15 protein-coding genes are annotated in these 17,459 nt (G+C 69.0%); 5 read left to right on the forward strand and 10 right to left on the reverse strand.

Features of this window, described 5'->3' with window-relative positions:
• Positions 1-51: 51 nt before the first annotated feature.
• Genes B4L26_RS04030 through B4L26_RS04075 form a run of 10 tightly spaced genes read right to left on the reverse strand, consistent with a single transcriptional unit; the run spans position 52 to position 11,451 of the window.
• Positions 52-1,635 (reverse strand): polyamine aminopropyltransferase, encoded by a 1,584-nt coding sequence (locus tag B4L26_RS04030; RefSeq protein WP_409563542.1) that lies wholly within the window; start codon positions 1,633-1,635, stop codon positions 52-54.
• Positions 1,619-2,044 carry a DUF350 domain-containing protein gene (locus B4L26_RS04035; protein ID WP_290716115.1) on the reverse strand — a complete coding sequence of 142 codons (426 nt, stop codon included), beginning with the start codon at positions 2,042-2,044 and terminating at the stop codon, positions 1,619-1,621. Before B4L26_RS04035 ends, B4L26_RS04030 begins: the two co-directional genes overlap by 17 nt.
• 45 nt (positions 2,045-2,089) lie before the next feature.
• Positions 2,090-2,728: a DUF4247 domain-containing protein gene (locus B4L26_RS04040; protein WP_290716118.1), complete on the reverse strand. Its 639-nt coding sequence runs from the start codon at positions 2,726-2,728 to the stop codon at positions 2,090-2,092.
• Positions 2,725-3,255, reverse strand: a complete 531-nt coding sequence (locus B4L26_RS04045) for a DUF2617 family protein (RefSeq protein WP_290716120.1) — start codon at positions 3,253-3,255, stop codon at positions 2,725-2,727. Before B4L26_RS04045 ends, B4L26_RS04040 begins: the two co-directional genes overlap by 4 nt.
• On the reverse strand, positions 3,252-3,890 hold the full coding sequence (locus tag B4L26_RS04050) for a DUF4178 domain-containing protein (protein WP_290716122.1): 639 nt from the start codon (positions 3,888-3,890) through the stop codon (positions 3,252-3,254). Before B4L26_RS04050 ends, B4L26_RS04045 begins: the two co-directional genes overlap by 4 nt.
• Before the next feature lie 53 nt (positions 3,891-3,943).
• Positions 3,944-4,720 carry an SDR family oxidoreductase gene (locus B4L26_RS04055; RefSeq protein ID WP_290716124.1) on the reverse strand — a complete coding sequence of 259 codons (777 nt, stop codon included), beginning with the start codon at positions 4,718-4,720 and terminating at the stop codon, positions 3,944-3,946.
• A complete protein-coding gene (locus tag B4L26_RS04060) occupies positions 4,717-5,373 on the reverse strand; it encodes an isochorismatase family protein (protein ID WP_290716126.1) in 657 nt (218 codons plus the stop codon). The genes B4L26_RS04055 and B4L26_RS04060 overlap by 4 nt, the downstream gene beginning before the upstream one ends.
• Positions 5,374-5,396: 23 nt before the next feature.
• Positions 5,397-6,365 (reverse strand): ABC transporter substrate-binding protein, encoded by a 969-nt coding sequence (locus B4L26_RS04065; RefSeq protein ID WP_290716128.1) that lies wholly within the window; start codon positions 6,363-6,365, stop codon positions 5,397-5,399.
• Positions 6,362-7,591, reverse strand: a complete 1,230-nt coding sequence (locus B4L26_RS04070) for an alpha/beta hydrolase-fold protein (protein WP_290716130.1) — start codon at positions 7,589-7,591, stop codon at positions 6,362-6,364. Before B4L26_RS04070 ends, B4L26_RS04065 begins: the two co-directional genes overlap by 4 nt.
• Positions 7,588-11,451, reverse strand: coding sequence for an amino acid adenylation domain-containing protein (locus tag B4L26_RS04075; protein ID WP_290716133.1), 3,864 nt, complete (start codon positions 11,449-11,451; stop codon positions 7,588-7,590). Before B4L26_RS04075 ends, B4L26_RS04070 begins: the two co-directional genes overlap by 4 nt.
• A 45-nt stretch (positions 11,452-11,496) precedes the next feature.
• Here B4L26_RS04075 and B4L26_RS04080 point away from each other — a divergent pair, with 45 nt between their 5' ends.
• From B4L26_RS04080 to B4L26_RS04100, 5 genes are all read left to right on the forward strand, one after another.
• Positions 11,497-13,407 carry an AMP-binding protein gene (locus tag B4L26_RS04080; protein WP_290716136.1) on the forward strand — a complete coding sequence of 637 codons (1,911 nt, stop codon included), beginning with the start codon at positions 11,497-11,499 and terminating at the stop codon, positions 13,405-13,407.
• A complete protein-coding gene (locus B4L26_RS04085) occupies positions 13,404-14,468 on the forward strand; it encodes a FecCD family ABC transporter permease (protein WP_290716139.1) in 1,065 nt (354 codons plus the stop codon). Before B4L26_RS04080 ends, B4L26_RS04085 begins: the two co-directional genes overlap by 4 nt.
• Positions 14,465-15,553 (forward strand): FecCD family ABC transporter permease, encoded by a 1,089-nt coding sequence (locus tag B4L26_RS04090; RefSeq protein ID WP_290716141.1) that lies wholly within the window; start codon positions 14,465-14,467, stop codon positions 15,551-15,553. The genes B4L26_RS04085 and B4L26_RS04090 overlap by 4 nt, the downstream gene beginning before the upstream one ends.
• Entirely contained in the window at positions 15,546-16,355 is an 810-nt protein-coding gene (locus tag B4L26_RS04095) for an ABC transporter ATP-binding protein (protein ID WP_290716143.1), read from the forward strand. Before B4L26_RS04090 ends, B4L26_RS04095 begins: the two co-directional genes overlap by 8 nt.
• Before the next feature lie 10 nt (positions 16,356-16,365).
• Positions 16,366-17,459 (forward strand): amidohydrolase (locus B4L26_RS04100; RefSeq protein ID WP_290716146.1); only part of this gene is annotated, 1,094 nt, incomplete at its 3' end.

The following is a 17,459-nucleotide window of genomic DNA, read 5'->3' on the forward strand; positions in this document are numbered from 1 at the left end:
GTGGGCAATGGAATCCGCCGACTGGGCCCGATTTCAACGCCGAGTGGGCAGTCAGTACTGCTTCCACTCGTCCTGGGCGTAGCGCAGAATGCGAGGGTCCATCAGCGTCGACGGCGGTAGCTGAAGCGGCGGACGGTCGCGCGGGAAGACTTGGGCGGCACGGAGCTCGTCGTCGGAGAGGAATCTCGTCGGCGCCACCGGCGCCATTCGCAACGTCGGTTTGGTGCGCGCGGCGAGGAAGAAGCCCCAGTCGCCGAATGACGGGACGTCGACGTGGTACGGCAGCACCGTCAGACCGGCGTCGGCGAGGGTCGCGCCGATGCACCAGAAGGAGCGCGGCGCAAAGTACGGTGACCCGGCCTGCACTGTGACGACGCCGCCGGGCGCGAGGTGAGCGGCGACGAGCGCATAGAACTCGGTCGAATAGAGCTTGGCCGTCGCGGTCTCGTCGGGGTCGGGCAGGTCGACGATGATCGCGTCGAACTTCTCGTCGGTGGTCCGCAGCCAGTTGAATGCATCGGCAGCGATCACGCGGGCACGGGAATCGGTCATTGAACCGCGATTGAGTCTGGTCAGGCGCGAGTCGGTCTGTGCGAGCCGGATTATCACCGGGTCGAGCTCGACGAGGGTGACCGATTCCGTCGGGTAGGTCAGCACCTCGCGCAGCGCGAGTCCGTCCCCGGCGCCGAGGATCAGCACCCGGCGAGGACGGTTGGCCATCGCAGGATGAACCAGTGACTCGTGATAGCGATACTCGTCTGGTGAGGCGAACTGGAGGTCTCCGTTGAGGAACAGGCGAATGTCTTCGGCTCCGCGCAGGGAAGGGGCCGAGGTCATCACGATCTCCTGGTAGGGAGTTCGCTGTGCGAACACGATGGGATCGCGGTAGAGCGCTTGGCGCGCGGTGACTTCGAATGTGCCCGAGTACGCGAACGCGGCGACGAGGAGCGTGATCACCGTCGTCGCCCCGGCGCCGACTGCCGCCAGCCCTCGTCGCGACAGGTCGCGCCGAAACAGCACGACGACCAGCAGGACTCCGGCGACGGCGTTGATGAGGCCGACGACGATCGCCCCGCGCAGCTGCCCGAACGCAGGTAGAAGGAGGAACGGAAAGGCGAGTCCGCCGAGCAGCGCACCGATGTAGTCGGCGGCAAACAGGTCGGCGACCGCCGAACCGGCGTCTTGGCGTCGAATCCGTTGCAGCAGCACCATCAACAGCGGGATCTCCGCGCCGATGAGCAGGCCCAGGACGAACGCGACGACGACCAGTGCCGCGGTGTAGAGGGATAGGTAGGCGAAGGCGGCGTACAACGCCATGACCGACAAACCGCCGAGCAGTGCCAGCGTGAGTTCAACGGCGGCAAACCACGTGACCGGCCATCGCTGGAGAGGTTTGGCCGACAGAGATCCGATGCCCATCGCGAACACCATGACGGCCAGCACGATGGAGGCCTGGGTCGCGGTATTGCCGATCAGGAAGGAGCCCAGCGATACCAGGGCCAACTCGTAGACGAGTCCGCAGGCGGCGCAGAGGAATACGACGGCGAGCAGTGTCGCGCGCGCGAGCCGCCGACGGCCCGCGCGCGGGGACGCAGGTCCGGCGTCGGCGCCGATGGTGTCAGAGGATGGCGGCAGCAATGATGCACGCAGCAGCGATATGGAGCACCGCGTGGACGGCGACTGCCGGATGCGGCTGCTCGTCCATGATCGCGTCGCCGATCTTGCCCGGTGTGACCAGCGTCAGCAGTCCGAAAGTAACCGCCATTGCGACGAGGCCCAGCGCGCTGTAGGCGGCGGTGTAGAGCATGCCCCTCGCCAAGCCGCCCTCGCTTGCCGCGATCGCCGCCACGACGACGATCACCATGCCGATGAGGTTCGATGCGACCAGCGCGGCGGCGTTGCGGTTGCGATCGGACCACACCTGAGCGCGCAGGTTGCCCGGCGTCAGCAGGTCGAGGACGATGAAGCCGACTGCCATGGCGACGATCCCCGCCACCGAATAGGCGCCGGCCGCGATCAGGTCGTCCCAGAACTTCTCATCCATAGTCGTCCTTCGTTCGTAGGTGCCCGTTGAGGTGCGCGGTTTGGTCTATTTGCCCGACCCACTACCGCCGCCGCGGTAGCTGTTGCCCCGGCCAGAGTAGTGGGGCGTCGGGACCCAGTAGCTGCCGATGTAGCCGTGGTAGTGGTTGAGGCCGGTGCGGTAGTCCTTGCTCACCATCACGCGGGTCTTGTCGGCGCCGTAGGGGAACAGGCCGACGATGTACTTCGGGTACTGCAAGAACGTGGATCCCGCGACATTGCCATAGCCCGTTGCACCAGGCCGGGTATCGGTGGGCCGCTCCGATTGCGAAATTTCTTCGGCGACGGTGGCTACGTCACCGTCGGCGACGTAGCCGGTCAGCGAGGATCCTTCGTCCAGGCCGGCTTTGCGGTGGTACCGCTTCTCGATGTAGTCGCGGGCATTCAGGGCACCGAGCGCTCCCGGATCGGTGGGTGCTTCGGAGGTGGCGGAAGTACTGGTAGTGGGACTGCTGGTGGTGGGCCTGCTCGTTGTGGGATAGGTGTAGGTAGGGGTGCGCGTGGGCTGGGTCGGCTTGCCATCGACGTTGCACGTGACGACGAGGACGGCGAAAGCGACCAGTGCGATGATCCCGATGAGCGCGTTGCGCATGAAGCGCAGAAGTGCTCTGGGATCCTCGGATCCGCCGCCGTTTCGAAAGGTCATCGGTCTGTGTCTCCGGTTCGCTCACGGATGGTGCTGGTCGTGACGACGACTTCGCCGGACTGTGGGTAAGAGTGCCAGGTATCCCACTGCAGTACGCCGCTAGCCGGGTCGTGCTGAGCACGCACCGCCGTCACCGCCAACGGGCGGCCGGGATAGCTGCCGATCAGCCCGAGCGCGCGCTCGTCAGTCGGACGCACCTGGCTTTCGAGATGGCCGACGATCATGCGCATCGACTCCTCGTCGTGAACCCGGACATCAGAGCTGAAGGTGTAGTCGCCGCGTACCCAGTGTGTCGGCAGCGCCGGTTCGACGCCGGGCAGGCAGGCGAGGGTTTCGCGCAGCCGCCCCTGTGGCCTGTCGACGACGACCTGATGGCTGGCACCGAGAAGCCGCAATTGGATGTCGAAAGGCCCGAGTCGACCGGCGCAGGTGGCCAACGCGGGCTGGTCGTCGGCGTCGAGCGTCAGGGTCAGGTCACCGGCCCGGGTATCGACGAAGACGCCGCCCAGTTCGACCAGCGCTGTCACCTCGCCGCCTCGGGCGACGGGTTCGACGGGTAGATGCGGAGCTCGCTGCGCGCGAGCACCTCGCCGCGGGCGGCCTCCCAGCCCGAGCCGTAGTCCTCGAACGAGAGCCGGGCGTTGCCTGCCTCGTAGTCGTGGTACCGCATGGTGCCGCTGGTTGCGGCGCCGGTCGTCCCCGCCGACGTGAAGCTGGCGGCGCCGTCCTCGTCGTAGTTGTAGCGGCGGCCCTCGAAGTCGATCGTCGGGGGTCCGGGGGTGACGGTGACGCCGCCCAGTTCGACCCACTGCACGACCTCCAGGTCGGGGTCGTCCTCCACCGACAGCCACACGCGTTGGCCGGTCCCGGTGTCCAGATGTGCCTCGATCCAGTTGTAGCCGTCCTGGGTGAACCGGATGACGCCGCGTACGGCGAAGGTCGTGCCGCGGATATCGACGAGGTCGGCGGGTTTGAGTTGGCGCGGATCGCCCCGGACGGCGTCATCGTCGGCGGTGGAAAACGGATCGCCGGGTCGGTAGGTGCGGTTGCGCAAGGCCTCCGCTTCCGCCTTTCGGGTGGCATTGGCGGCCAGGGTGTTGAACACGACGGCGACCGCGATGATGAGCAGCAGCGCGATGATGATGATGACGGCGTACTTCACTCCTCCAACCTACCCAATTCCGACATTTGGGCCGATGGCCCAGGCGGCGTCGGCTACTGGTCGAGGGAGGCGCCGCCGTCGACGCGCAGGTCGTGCAGGGTGATGTGCCGGGCGGCGTCGGAGGCGAGGAAGACCGCCGACGCGGCGATGTCCTCCGGCTGCGCCAACCGTCCGAGCGGGATGCCAAGGCGGAATTGCTCGGGCGTACCGGCAATCACCGCTTCCGCGGACTGCTCCGGGGGCACCGACTCGGGCCACATGCTGTGCAGCATCGCGGTGTCGGTCGACCCGGGGGTGATGATGTTGCACCGCACCCCGCGGCCCGCCATCTCCAGGCCCGTGCTGCGCACGAGGTTCGATACCGCCGCCTTTGTCGCGCCGTAGGCGCCGATACCGACACGCGGGACGGCCGCTGAATTCGACGACACCACGATGATCGACCCGCCATCGGCCAACACGCCCGAAGCCGCGCGCAGGAGCGCCATCGTCGCGGTCAGGTTCACGGCGACCAGGCGGTCCCACTCGTCGTCGTCGATGTCGGCAACGGGTCCAAGAGCCAGGACCGCGGCGGTGTGCACGACGGTGGTCAGCGGGCCCCCGAGTAGTCCGGGCGCATCGGCGACGAGCTCTGCGACGGCAGCGCGATCGGCCAGGTCGAGCATCACCCCGCGCGCGCCGAGGCCCGCAGCTTTCTCCGCGACTGCAGGGTCTAGATCGGTGAGCAGCACCGTCGCGCCCGCGTCGACGAACGCTTGCGCGACGGCCGACCCGATGCCCCCCGCCGCACCGGTGAGCAAAGCGCGCTTACCGCGCAGTGCCCCTTCGGTCACCGCCGGGCCCCGACCGCGTCAGACTGCAGGGCCCGCAGCGCCTCGTCGGCGGTGGCGGACACACCGCAGGTGGAGTTGACGTAGTCGATGGCCCCGGCGTGGTACCCGGAGTTGAAGTCGGCCACTCCGTCGGTGATGAGGAACGCCTGCACATCGTGCATGAAGGCGTCCGCGGCGGTCAGCATGCACCCGATGTGGGCGTAGATCCCGGTGATGAGCAACTGGTCGCGCCCGTCGTGGGCCAACAGCGACCGCAGGTCGGTGCGCGCGAAGGCCGAATAGCGCCACTTGGTGACGGTGATGTCATTCGGGCGGGCGCGCAACGGCTCGATGACTTCGGCTTCCTCTGCGGTCTGGATGCCTGGACCCCACCGTTGTGTGAGCAGGCCGCGCCGCGATGGGTGTTGTTGTGGCGGCTGGGCAGTCAGGATGACAGGCACGCCAGCCGCATCGGCGGCCTCGCGCAGCGCCACGATCGTCGGCACCACTGTTGCCAGCGGTTCGGAACCCTCTTCGTAGACGTCGACGAAGTAGTTCTGCATGTCGTGGATCAGCAGCGCCGCACGATTGCGGTCGATCTGCCAGTCGAGCCTGGGTGTGGTGTGCGGCGCCACGTCGCTCAGCCGGTACGGGCTTATCGGTGGGATGGACACGGGTCTCCGATCGGGGAGTCTGGCTAGCGGAATGCGGTATCGATGTCGTGCAGGATCGCTTCGACGCCCAGCGGGCCGGTCCCACTCGTCCACGGCGTGCCGTCGACGGGGTACACGTGCCCGGCTTTGACCGCGCGCAGGGCGTTGAAACCGGGTTTGCGACGTGCGGCGTCAAGCTCCTTGTGTGCCTGCTCGGCGTTGCCGAGGACGCCGAAGAAGATGTAGTCCGCGTCGATCAGGTCGAGGTTCTCCATGCTGACCTTCTCACCGGCGCGGTTGCGGGAATTGATCCGTTCCTGCGCTTGCGGGCGCGTCATCCCGACCTTGCCGAGCACCCAACTCGACAGTGAGTTGCCGCCGACGATGGTCGGGCCCTCTGATGACCACCGGACGACGCTGGCGGTGAGGGGTTTGGCCCCGGGGGCGGCGGCAACCAGCTTGCCGGTGGCTGCGATCATCGCGCTGATCTCGCCGAGCACGCGTTTGTGCTGGTCGGGGCGGTTGAGAATGGTGGCCATCGCCCCAAAATAGCGCTCCCACCCTTGGGCGTACTTGGCGACAAGGACGGTCGGGGCGATCTTCGCGAGGTCGTCGAGGCTGTTGCGCGACCCGGTTGTGTCGTCGACGACGATGAGGTCGGGCCGCACCTTGAGGATTTGTCCCAGGTTGGGGGAGCGGGTCGAGGCGACGATGGGGATCGACGAGGCACCGGGCGTGGCGCCCGCCAGATATCCGGGAATGCCCAGCTGACCGCGCCCGGCGGTTGAGCCGACCGGGGTGACGTGCAGTGCCAGGGCGGCATCGAGCGCACCTTCGGCGAGGGTCACTACGCGCGTCGGGTTCTCGGGGATGGTGACCGAGCGCCCCGCGGCATCGACGTAGGGACGACCATCCGACGGGGCTTGCGTCGCCCCGCCGTTCCCGCACGCCGCCGATCCGACGACGAGGACGGCGCCGAGCAGCGCCGTGGTGATCCGGATTGCAGGCCTCATAGTCGCGTCTCCCTTGCGCTGGCCGGTGTGTCAGATGCGGACTGTGTGTCCGAGGCGGTCAGGTCGTCGAGCAACAGGTGGGCCCACCAGGCGATGTCGTGACCACCGTCGAAGGGCCGCAGCGTTGCCGACCATCCAGCCTCGGACAGTTCGCGGGCCAGAGCGGTCACCGGATCAACGAGCAGCCCCTCGTTGCGGCCGACGGCCAATCGCACCGGCCGCGGTGTCGCGCACGCCAATTCCTTGGCGAGCCAGCTTTGTTCGTCCGACCATTGCGCCGGCCGTGCGGTGAGGCCGGGCTTCCACCACATCGACGGAGAGTACGCGAACACTTCGTCGACGTCGTCGGGAAACCAGCACGCCGCTGCCAGGGCCGCCGCCGCACCGAGGCTCTGGCCTGCCCAGACGGTCGTCGTCTCCGTGGCTTCCAGAGCGCTGCGCGCAGGCACGAGGATCTCGCCGACGACGGTGGCGAGGAACTCGCGATTGGGGCCGAGTTGGCGCAGCCGTGTCGTCGGGTCGGTGGGCGCATCGATGCCCAGGAGGGCGATCGGTGCGGTGGTGTCGTCGGCGGCGTCGGCGATCGCCGCGGGCAAGCCGTATTCGTCGAACCACTTGTCGGCGTCGAAGAGGACGACGATGCGCGTCGGTCCCGGACCGCGGCCGACGGGAGCAGTGAGCCGCCAGCGGATAGGCTCCGCGTCGTCGGTCCCTCCGACTTCCCCGGTGGCGAGCAGAGTTTGTTCGCCGCCCCGCCACGCAGTCGGGTCCGGTGCGTCGACAGTGGCCAGCACCGACCCGAACGGCGAACCCGCACCGGGGTTCGTCGGATCGTCGACCGCTGCGCGGGCGACCTCACGCGAATACACCAGGACGCCGTCGCGCAGGTGCGGGTCGTCGGCGGCATACGGGTAGTAGCGGTAGGTGGCCATCGTGGCGCGCGTGACGACCAGTTCGGTCCACCACAGGTCGGTGGACCCCCATCGACGCATTTGCCCCCGATCGAGGTGGGGGCCGTCGGTGAGGCGGTTGACCCACGCGTACACGCCGGCGGTGCCCGGCGGGGCGACGAAGGCGAGGAGGACGCGCTGGCAGCCCGGGTCGTCGGGATCATCGGTGATCAGCGGGGTGCCGTGCGCGGCGAGATCGCTGAGGACCTGCGTCGCGTCGTCGCCGGGACCGTCGAGGATCTGTCGGCGCAATGCATCGGCGGCGGGGACGGTCATCGACAGTCCTCCATCGCTTCGGCGACGGCGGCCAACGAATTCGGAGCGACCATGCCCGGATGGTTCACCGGAAGTTCGGTGTAGTGCACCGTGCCGCGGGCGTGCGGCTCCCAGGCGGTCGGCGGGAGGAAGTCCTGTGCGCTGCGGCCCGCGGCGAAGTGCGTCAGATCGCCGTCGACGACGCCGGTGCGGTGGGTGCGCATGAGTGCCGCGAAGTGGCTGACGACGTCTGTGATGACGCGGACCTGTTCGACGGTGAGACTGCCCATGGCGGCGTGGTGCTCGCGGAGTGCGGCGAGGACCGCGTCATCGGAGTCGAGGTCGATGTCGTCGGCGGTGTCGGTACCGGCCATGATCAGCAGCGCGCGGCGGACCTCTTCGGGAGTGGCGGGCGGTTGGTCGGCCCAGCATTCGCTGGGATAGGCGTCCAGCAGCGCCACCTGGGAGACGGTGCGGCCCCGCGTGGCCGCCTGGACGGCGATCTCGTGGGCGATTACCCCGCCGACCGACCAGCCGACGAGGCGCAGCGGTCCGGTGGGGGAGATCTCCTCGATGGTGTCGAGGTAGTCGCGCGCGACGTCGGTCAGCGATGAGGGCAGTGGTGAGCCATCGAGACCGTCGGCCTGCAGCGCGTACACCCCGGTGGTCGGCGGGAGGAACGGCAACAGCCCGGCGTAGCACCAGCCGAGTCCGCCGGCCGGATGGATCGCGAACACGGGCGCGTCGGTGCCGTCCCCGGCGCGCAGCACGAGGAGTCGGCCGAACGGGTCGGGCGACGCATCGCCGGCCAGTCGTGCGGCGAGGTCGGCGACCGACGGTGCGGCGAAGAGGTCGGCGACGCTGACCGTCGTTCCCAGGACCTCGGTGCAGCGTGCGGCAAGGGACGCCGCGGTCAATGAGGTGCCGCCGAGGTCGAAGAAGCTGTCGGTGACCGACACGGCGTCGCGACCGAGGGCCTCGGCGAACAGCGCCTCGATCGCCATTTCCGCGGGCGTGCGCGGGGCGGTCACCGTGTCCGCGCCCAGGTGCGGGGCGGGCAACCGACGTCGGTCGAGCTTGCCGTTCCGTGTCATCGGAATGGCGTCGAGGACCTCGACGGCATCGGGGACCATGTACGACGGAAGGCGGCGCGACAGTGCGGTACGCAGTTCGAAACGATCAACCTCGCTGTCGTCGGCGGCCACGACATAGCCGACGATGACCGTCGAGGATCCGTTGCCGATCGCGACATTTCGCGTAACCACGACGGCCTGGTCGATGCCGGGAAGTGCGGCGAGGGCGGCTTGGATCTCGCCCAGCTCGATCCGGCGGCCACGGACCTTCACCTGGTCGTCGACCCGGCCGACGTAGAGCAGGGCACCCTCGGCGTCGCGGTGCACGAGGTCGCCGGTCGCGTACATGCGCCCGCCCGCTTCGAAGGGGTTGGCGACGAAGCGTGTGGCAGTCAGCCCCGGCCGTTGCAGGTAGCCGCGGGCGAGTTGGATTCCGGCCAGGTAGAGCTCGCCGACGGCACCCGCGGGTTGCGGTCGCAGCGCCTTGTCGAGGACGTAGGCCGCGGTATTGGCGATGGGGGAGCCGATGGGTACCTCGGTACCGTCCCAATGGGGTCCCGGTGCCCATTCGGTGACGTCGACCGCGGCCTCGGTGGGGCCGTACAGGTTGTCGATCAGGGTCGCCGGTAGCAGTTCGCGGCCGCGGCGCAGAACCTCGGGCGGCAGCGCCTCGCCGGAGCAGACGATCAGCCGCAGCGCTTCCAACGCTGCCGACGACGGTGCGGCGGCGAGGAACGCGGCCAGCGCGGACGGGACGAAATGGCAGACGGTGATGCCGCGCCCGGCGAACTCGGCGGCCAGCGCGGGGCTGTCCTTCTCGACCCCCGGGGTCATGAGGACCAGGGAAGCACCGCGGATCAGCGGCCAGAAGAACTCCCACACCGACACGTCGAACGAGTACGGCGTCTTCTGCGCGACTCGGTCGTCAGGGGTGAGGTGGAATGTGTCGTCCATCCACCGCAGCCGGTTCACGATGCTGCGGTGCTCGATGACGACGCCCTTGGGCCGACCCGTCGAACCCGACGTGAAGATGATGTAGGCGGCGTCGCGGGGGTTGGGTCTGGATACACTCTGCTCCTTCGTCGCGGAGCACTCGACCACCGCCGAAATCGCCAGCGCCAGCCCGTCGCACCGCCAATCGGCGTCGTCGCCGTCGGGCAGGGTGAGCAGTACGGATGCCTGTGCGTCGGCGAGCATGTCGTCGATGCGGGACTGGGGTAACTCCGGGTCGATCGGAAGGTAGGCGGCACCACGGTCGAGGGCGGCCAGCAGGCCGCACACCATCTCCGGACTGCGAGTCATACGGAGGGCGACGACACTGCCCCGCCCGACGCCGTGCAGTGCGAGCGCGGCCGACAGATCGTCGACGACGCCGCGCAGCTGTGCATAGGTGAGCGCGCCGGAGTCCCACACCAGCGCGGTGCGGTCGCGGTGTTCAGCCGCGGCGGTGACTAGGAGATCGGCCAGCGTCGTCGACTCGGCCTCGGCGACGAGGTCGGGCACGTCGGTCTCGTTGCGCTCGATGACTTCGGTGGCCCACTCCGCGGGCAATGCGACGGGCAGTGACCCGAGTAGCGCGCCGGCGTCGTCGGTGCTGACCCGTCCCAGCAGCGCGAGCAGTCGTTCGCCGTGGGCCACCAACTCGTCGAAGGAGTAGCGTGCCGGATTCGCCTCGACCTCCAGCACGAAACCGCCGTCGGGCTGCGGTGACCCGGTGACCGTCAGGTCATCGACCGGACCCATCGCAATGTTCCCGACGGTTCCGGCGGCGTCGCCGAATCGCAGCTGCGGTGTGAAGAACTTCAAATTCGCCCCGGGGCCGTACAGCGGGGTATCCGTGCCGACGAGGCGCAGGTCGCGGCGCAGGCGGTCGGCGCGGTAGGCGATGTGGGGGCGCACAGTGCGCATTTCGGTGGCGACCCCGGCGATCAGCTCGCCGATCGTCATCGTCGGTGCCACCGACAGCCGCAGCGGCATGATGGTGACTTCCGGTTCCATCGTCGGCGGTGCGCCCAGCCGGCGATTGGCCCACGGCACGCCCAGTGTCACCGTCGGCTCGCCGGAATAGGCGGCGAGGTACAGCGCCAGCGTGCCCATCATCGACTCGGCCCAGCCGCGATCGGTTGCCGATGTGCGAGGCGGCAGCGATCGGGTGATCCGCAGCGCCCGGTCGCGGGCCGGTGCGGGTGCCGCCGACGAGAGGGTCGGCGGCCGCGCAGTGTCGACGTAGTCCGCCCAGAACTGTGCGTCGGCGCGTTCGGCCTCGGCGTCGCGCACCGCTGCCGGGCCCGGTTCGTGGAACGGCGACTCGGGCGGCGGCTCGCCGACCAGATCGGCGGTGTAGCTGTCGGCGACCCAGCGCAGCAGCCGGGCAAAGGAATAGCCGTCGACGGCGATGTGGTGGACCCGGGTGATCCAGACGTGGTGGTCGTCGGAGAGGCGGACCAGGTGCTGTCCCGACAGTTGGTCGCCGGCGATCTCGCCGCGGATGGGCGTCGTCGTCATGGCGGCGTCGATGATGCGGTCGAGTGCGGCCTCGTCTGCGTCATGCACCACGAGGCCGTGGTCACGGGCGTCGGGATAGGCGCGCGGACCGCGATCGCCGGTACCGTCGCCACCGCCGGCGACGAAGCGGGAGTTGAGAGCGGGGATCTGCACCAGAGCGTCGCGCAGGACGCCGGCAAAGCGGTCGACGTCGAACCCGCCGACGATGTCGATCCGCTCGGCGCACTGGTAGACCGGCGCGTCGTCGACCTGTTGCTGGGCGAACCACACGGCGAGCTGGGCGGCGGTCAGTTCGTCGTGCAAGGCGGCCGTTTCTCCTCGGGTGTGGTTGGGAGCTTAGGTTAGCCTATGGACTACGATCGCCCCGTGGCCGGATATCCCCCTGACGTTGCCGAACAGTACCGAAGCGCGGGCTACTGGATCGGGCAAACCCACAGCGCAATGCTCGCCGAGTCCGCCGCAGCACACCCGGATTCCGAGGCGGTGCGCGACGATGCGCGAGCGCTCACTTATGCCGATCTCCTCGATGGTTCGCGTCGCATTGCGCACGGGTTGATCGAGCAGTTCGGGCTGCGGCCCGGTGATCGGGCAGTCGTGCAATTCCCCAACGTCGCCGAGTACGTAGAGGTCCTCTTCGCCCTCTTCGATGCGGGCGTTTTGCCCGTATTCGCGCTGGCCAGCCACAGCACGGCCGAGTTGGAGGACCTCGTCACCCGAGCCGACGCGGCCGTGTTCCTCACTGTCGACGCCTTCGGCGGCACCGACTTCCGGGCTCGTGCCGACCACCTCGCCGCGGTGCGGGCCAGCACCTCCGACGGCCGCCCGTTCGCGACCGTCGTCGCCGAACACGGGAGTCCCGACCCGCTCGCTGCGGTGCGCAGCGCCAACACCGAATCGACCGGTCGGTCCGGCTCACCGTCGGACATCGCATTCCTGCAACTGTCCGGCGGTACGACCGGTGCGCCGAAGATGATCGGCCGCACCCACGACGACTACCTCTATTCGGTGCGGGAGTCCGCGCGCATCTGCGGTCTCGACGAATCGTCGGTGTTCGGCGTCGTGCTACCGGTGTCACACAACTTCACGATGAGCAGCCCGGGCATTCTCGGCGCTCTGTACGCGGGATCGCGCATCGTGATGGTGCCGGGGACCGATGCGCGCGCCGTGTTGGGCGCGATCGCCGAGCATGCGATCACGCAGGTGTCGGCGGTGCCGCCGCTGGTCACGGCATGGCTGGACTCGCCCGAATCCGGGCAGCACGACGTGTCGTCGGTGCGAGTGCTGCAGGTCGGCGGTGCCAAGCTCGCCGAGCCGGTGGCACGTCGGGTGCCGGAGCTGTTCGGCAACGCCACGCTCCAGCAGGTGTTCGGCATGGCCGAGGGCCTGGTCAACTACACGCGCCTCGACGACGACTTCGAGCGCATCGTCTCCACACAGGGCCGCCCGATCAGCCCCGCCGACGAGATCCGCATCGTCGACGCCGACGGTGCGCCGGTGCCACCCGGGCACGAGGGCAGCCTGCAGACACGCGGCCCATACACGATCCGCAACTACTGGCAGGACGCCTCGCCGCAGTCATTCACCGCCGATGGGTTCTACTGCACCGGTGACCGCGTGGTGCGCGACGACGCGGGATACATCACCGTCGTCGGCCGCGACAAGGACCAGATCAACCGGGCGGGGGAGAAGATCGCGCCCACCGAGGTCGAGGACCTGTTGCTCACCCATGCCGCGGTGCGCGACGCCTCGGTGGTCGGGGCGCCTGACGACCGACTCGGCGAACGCATCGTCGCCTACGTCATCCCGTCGACCGCCGCCGTCGACTCCGGGGAGGTGCCCGACGCGTTCACGCTGCGCGGCTTCCTGCGGGAGGCGGGCCTGGCGCGTTTCAAGATTCCCGACGACGTTCTCATCGTCGACGAGTTCCCCACGACGGCGGTCGGCAAGATCAGCAAGAAGGACCAGCGCCTCAGTGTCGATAGTGCCGCGGCACCGGCTGACTCTCCCTCAGCGGCGTCGGACGACCCGCTCGACGGTGAGCGCCTTATCGCCGACCTCGCCGACAAGCTCATGGTCGACCCCGGAGATCTGACCGGGTCGCTGATGCTGGCCGACAGCGGTATCGACTCGCTACAGCTAATGGCGCTGCTGGACAAGTGGCGCGCCGCCGGGGCCGCCGGACTCGACTTCGAGACCGTCGCGCAGTCACCCACGATCGACGATCTGGTCGCCGCGGTGCGGCAGGCCGGGGCCCGGTGACGGCAACCGCCCCCGCACCCGGCGCCGCGGTCGGGGACCGGGGTGGACGGCGAGCCATCCGGGGGCCGGCGTTGGTAGCGGTGTGGGTGGGCCTGTTCGTCGTGGTGCTCGTCCTCGCCTGGTTCAGCCTGTTCGTCGGCGCGCGCGACGTGGCGCCGGGTGTCGTGTGGGATGTCCTGCTCGGGCGCGGTTCAGGGTTCGACGCCCTGGCGGTGACTGATTCGACGGACGGGCGGCTGCCGCGCGCGGTACTCGCGATCCTCGTCGGCGCGGCGCTGGGGGTGGCGGGGCTGCTCATCCAGCGGTTGATGAACAACCCGCTGGGCGACCCGCAGATCCTCGGCGTGAATGCCGGTGCGGCGCTGGCGATCACCGTCGCGATCGGGCTGGTCGGCCTGACGCAGATCTGGGCGTACGTGTGGTTCGCGTTTGCCGGTGGTGCGGTTGCGATGGTGATCGTGTACTTCCTGGGCACCGCTGGACGCGGTCCACTTACGCCGCTGCGCGTCACGATGGCGGGCATCGCGGTGACCGCGGTCCTCACCGGTGCCGTGCGCGGCATCACCCTGCTGTGGCCCGCCGCCTTCGACCAGTTGCGCATCTGGGAGGTCGGGTCGGTGACCGGTCGCGGGCTGACGGTGGCCGCGTGGGTGGCACCGTTCATCGTGGTCGGTATCGTCGCGGCCTTTCTGATCGCCCATGCGGTCGACCTGATCGGGATGGGTGACGAGATGGCCACGGCGCTCGGCGTGCGCGTTGGGCGGATCCGTCTGGTCGCGTTGGTCACGGCGACGGTGCTCGCCGGGGCGGCGACCGCCGCAGCCGGGCCGATCGGCTTCGTCGGCCTCATGGTGCCGCACGCGATCCGCCTGACCCTGGGGGTGACGGGACGCTGGGCGGTGGCCTTCGCGGTCCTCGGCGGAGCGTTCGTGGTCCTCGCGGCCGATATCGTCGCCCGGTTGTTCGACCAGGACAAGATGCCGGTCGGGATCGTCACTGCCTTCGTCGGCGCCCCCGTCCTCATCCTGTTGGTGCGCAATTCGGCGGGGGCGGGCCGGTGAGCACTACTACCTCCGCATCGTCGGCGATCGACTTCGGCCGCGCCCAGCGGGTCGTCCGGATCGCCAGGTTCTCGCAGCGTTTCGACGTTCGCACCGCGGTCGTGGGCGCCGTCGTGACCGTCGTTCTGGTCGTCGGATTCATCGGTGGCCTCGTTGCCGCCGACGACGGGGTGGGGCTGTCGGAGTTGCCCGCGCTGCTGGCCGGCAACGCAGATCCCGCCGCCGACCTCGCGGTGCGGCAATGGCAGCTGCCACGGGTGCTCGCCGCGATCGTCCTGGGCGCCGCGATGGGGTGTTCCGGCGGAATCTTCCAACTGTTGACCCGCAACCCGTTGGGCAGCCCCGACCTCATCGGCTTCGGCGTCGGGTCCTACACCGGCGCACTGATTGCCGCGCTGGTCTTCGGCCTGGGCTTTGCCGCGATGTCGGGGTTCGCCCTGGTCGGCGGACTGGTCACGGCGGGGGTGGTGTACCTGCTGGCGTGGCGTGGTGGCGTCGGCGGCTTCCGCCTGGTCATCACCGGCGTCGCGATCAGTGCGATGCTCGCCTCGGTCAACTACTGGTTGATCCTGCGTTCGGACCTCGACGAGGCGATGCTCGCGGCGCAGTGGGGCGCGGGCACGCTGGACACACCGGTGGCACGCGACTGGTCCTATCTCGGCCCGTCGTTCGCGGTAACCGCAGTGCTGCTGGTGGCGTTGGCCCTGCTGAGTCGACGAGCCCGCATCGTGGACCTCGGCGATGAGCTGGCCATGGCGTTGGGTGCCCGGTCGGCCATCACGTCGATCGCCCTGCCTGTTGTCGGCGTGGCACTGATTGCCGTCGCGACGACGATCACCGGGCCGGTCGCGTTCGTCGCACTGTCGGCGCCGCACATCGCCCGACGATTGTGCCGCTGCGGTCACACGCCGTGGATAGTGACGGCCCTCGTCGGTGCCGCCTTGTTCCTCCTCGGCGACATTGTCGCCCAGCGGGTGTCGGCTGCGGTGGGAGCGGCGCTGCCCGTCGGCGTCGTCACCGTTTGCCTGGGCGGCATCTACCTCTGCTACCTGTTGTTCACCGAGATGAGGCGTACGCGTGGCTGATTCCCCGACCGACCGGCTGATCGCCGAGGACCTCACCCTCGGATACGGCGGCGACGATCTGATCGTCACCGACCTGAGCCTGGCGATCCCCGACGACGAGTTCACCGTCATCATCGGACCCAACGCATGCGGCAAGTCGACGCTGCTCAAAGCACTCGCCCGCGTGCTGGCCCCGCGCAGCGGAGGAGTGATCCTCGACGGGAAGGCGATCAGCGAGTACCCGCCGCGAGAGGTCGCCAAGATCCTCGGCCTGCTGCCGCAGTCGTCGACCCCGCCCGAAGACATCCGCGTCGCCGAACTGGTGGCCCGCGGCCGGTTTCCACACCAGGGGTTCCTGCGGAACTGGTCGAAAGACGACGAGCGGATCGTCGCCGAGGCGCTCGCGGCCACCGGTACCACCGCATTGTCGGACCAGCGCGTGGACCAGCTGTCCGGCGGGCAGCGCCAGCGGGTGTGGGTCGCCATGGTCCTGGCCCAGCAGACCCCGCTCGTCCTGCTCGATGAGCCGACGACCTTCCTCGACATCGCCCATCAGATCGAACTGCTCGAGCTGTGCCGGTCGCTGAACCGGGAGCAGGGGCGCACCGTCGTCGCCGTCCTGCATGATCTCAACCAGGCATGTCGCTACGCCGACTTCGTCGTCGCGATGCGCGACGGGAAGATCGTCGCGCAGGGCCGGCCGGCCGACGTCGTCACCGAGGACGTCGTGGCGGAAGTGTTCGGTCTGGCGTGCCGGATCATCGAAGACCCCGAGTCGGCGACACCGCTGGTGATCCCGCGCGTGAGCACGAGTGGCCGCTAGCGTGGCAACGATGAGTGCACTAGACGTCGACGGGTTGCGGGCGTTGCGGCGCGATCTGCACGCCCACCCCGAGCTGGCGTTTGCCGAGCACCGCACCGCCGGAATCGTCGCGGCGCAGTTGCACGACCTGGACATCGAGGTCAGCAGCGGTATCGGCGGCACCGGCGTCGTGGGGGTGATCCGCGGTAATTCGCCGGGCCCGACGGTGGCGCTGCGCGCCGATATGGACGCACTGCCCATCACCGAGGAGATCGCCCGCGACCACAAGTCGACGATCGAGGGCGTGATGCACGCGTGCGGGCACGACGGGCACTGCGCAATGCTGGTGGGCGCGGCCCAGATTCTGAGCGCCGATCGGGATTTCGCCGGCACCGTCGTCCTGGTGTTCCAGCCGGCCGAAGAAGGTGCGGCCGGGGCGCCGGCGATGATCGACGACGGGGTGCTCGATCGCTTCGGCATCGAGGAGATCTACGGAATCCACAACATCCCCGGCATCCCCGCCGGCGACTTCGCGGTCCGCCCGGGCACCCAGTTGGCGTCGTTCGACGACCTCGACATCGTGCTCACCGCCCCCGGCGGGCACGCGATGGCCCCGCACCTGACCGGTGACGTCATCGTCGCCGGGTCAGCATTGGTGACCGCGCTGCAGACCATCGTCGCGCGGCGCCTCGACCCCCGGGTGCCCGCGGTCGTATCGATCACCCAGTTCAACGCCGGGTCCACCAACAACGTGATCCCGCCGCGCGCCCACCTGCGCGGTACGGCGCGATGTCTCGATGCGCACTCCCGCGACGAGATCGAGCGGTTGGTGACTGAGATCTGCACGTCGGTGGCCGCGGCCCACGGCGTCGAGGTCGACCTGACCTATGAGCGGCGCTATCCGTGCACGGTGAACGACCCGGAGTGTGCCGCGCGCGCGGCTCGCGTGGCGGCGCAGGTCGTCGGGGACGGTCGGGTCGACCCGGACTGTGACGGCATCCTGGCCGCGGAGGACTTCGCCTTCTTCCTACAGCAGATCCCCGGGGCGTACGCGTTCATTGGGAACGGTCCGGTGACCGAGCAGTCGGGCCCGGTGCACAACCCGGCCTACGACTTCAACGACGA

The sequence above is a fragment of the Gordonia sp. UBA7599 genome, assembly GCA_002477755.1.
GTDB lineage: Bacteria > Actinomycetota > Actinomycetes > Mycobacteriales > Mycobacteriaceae > Gordonia.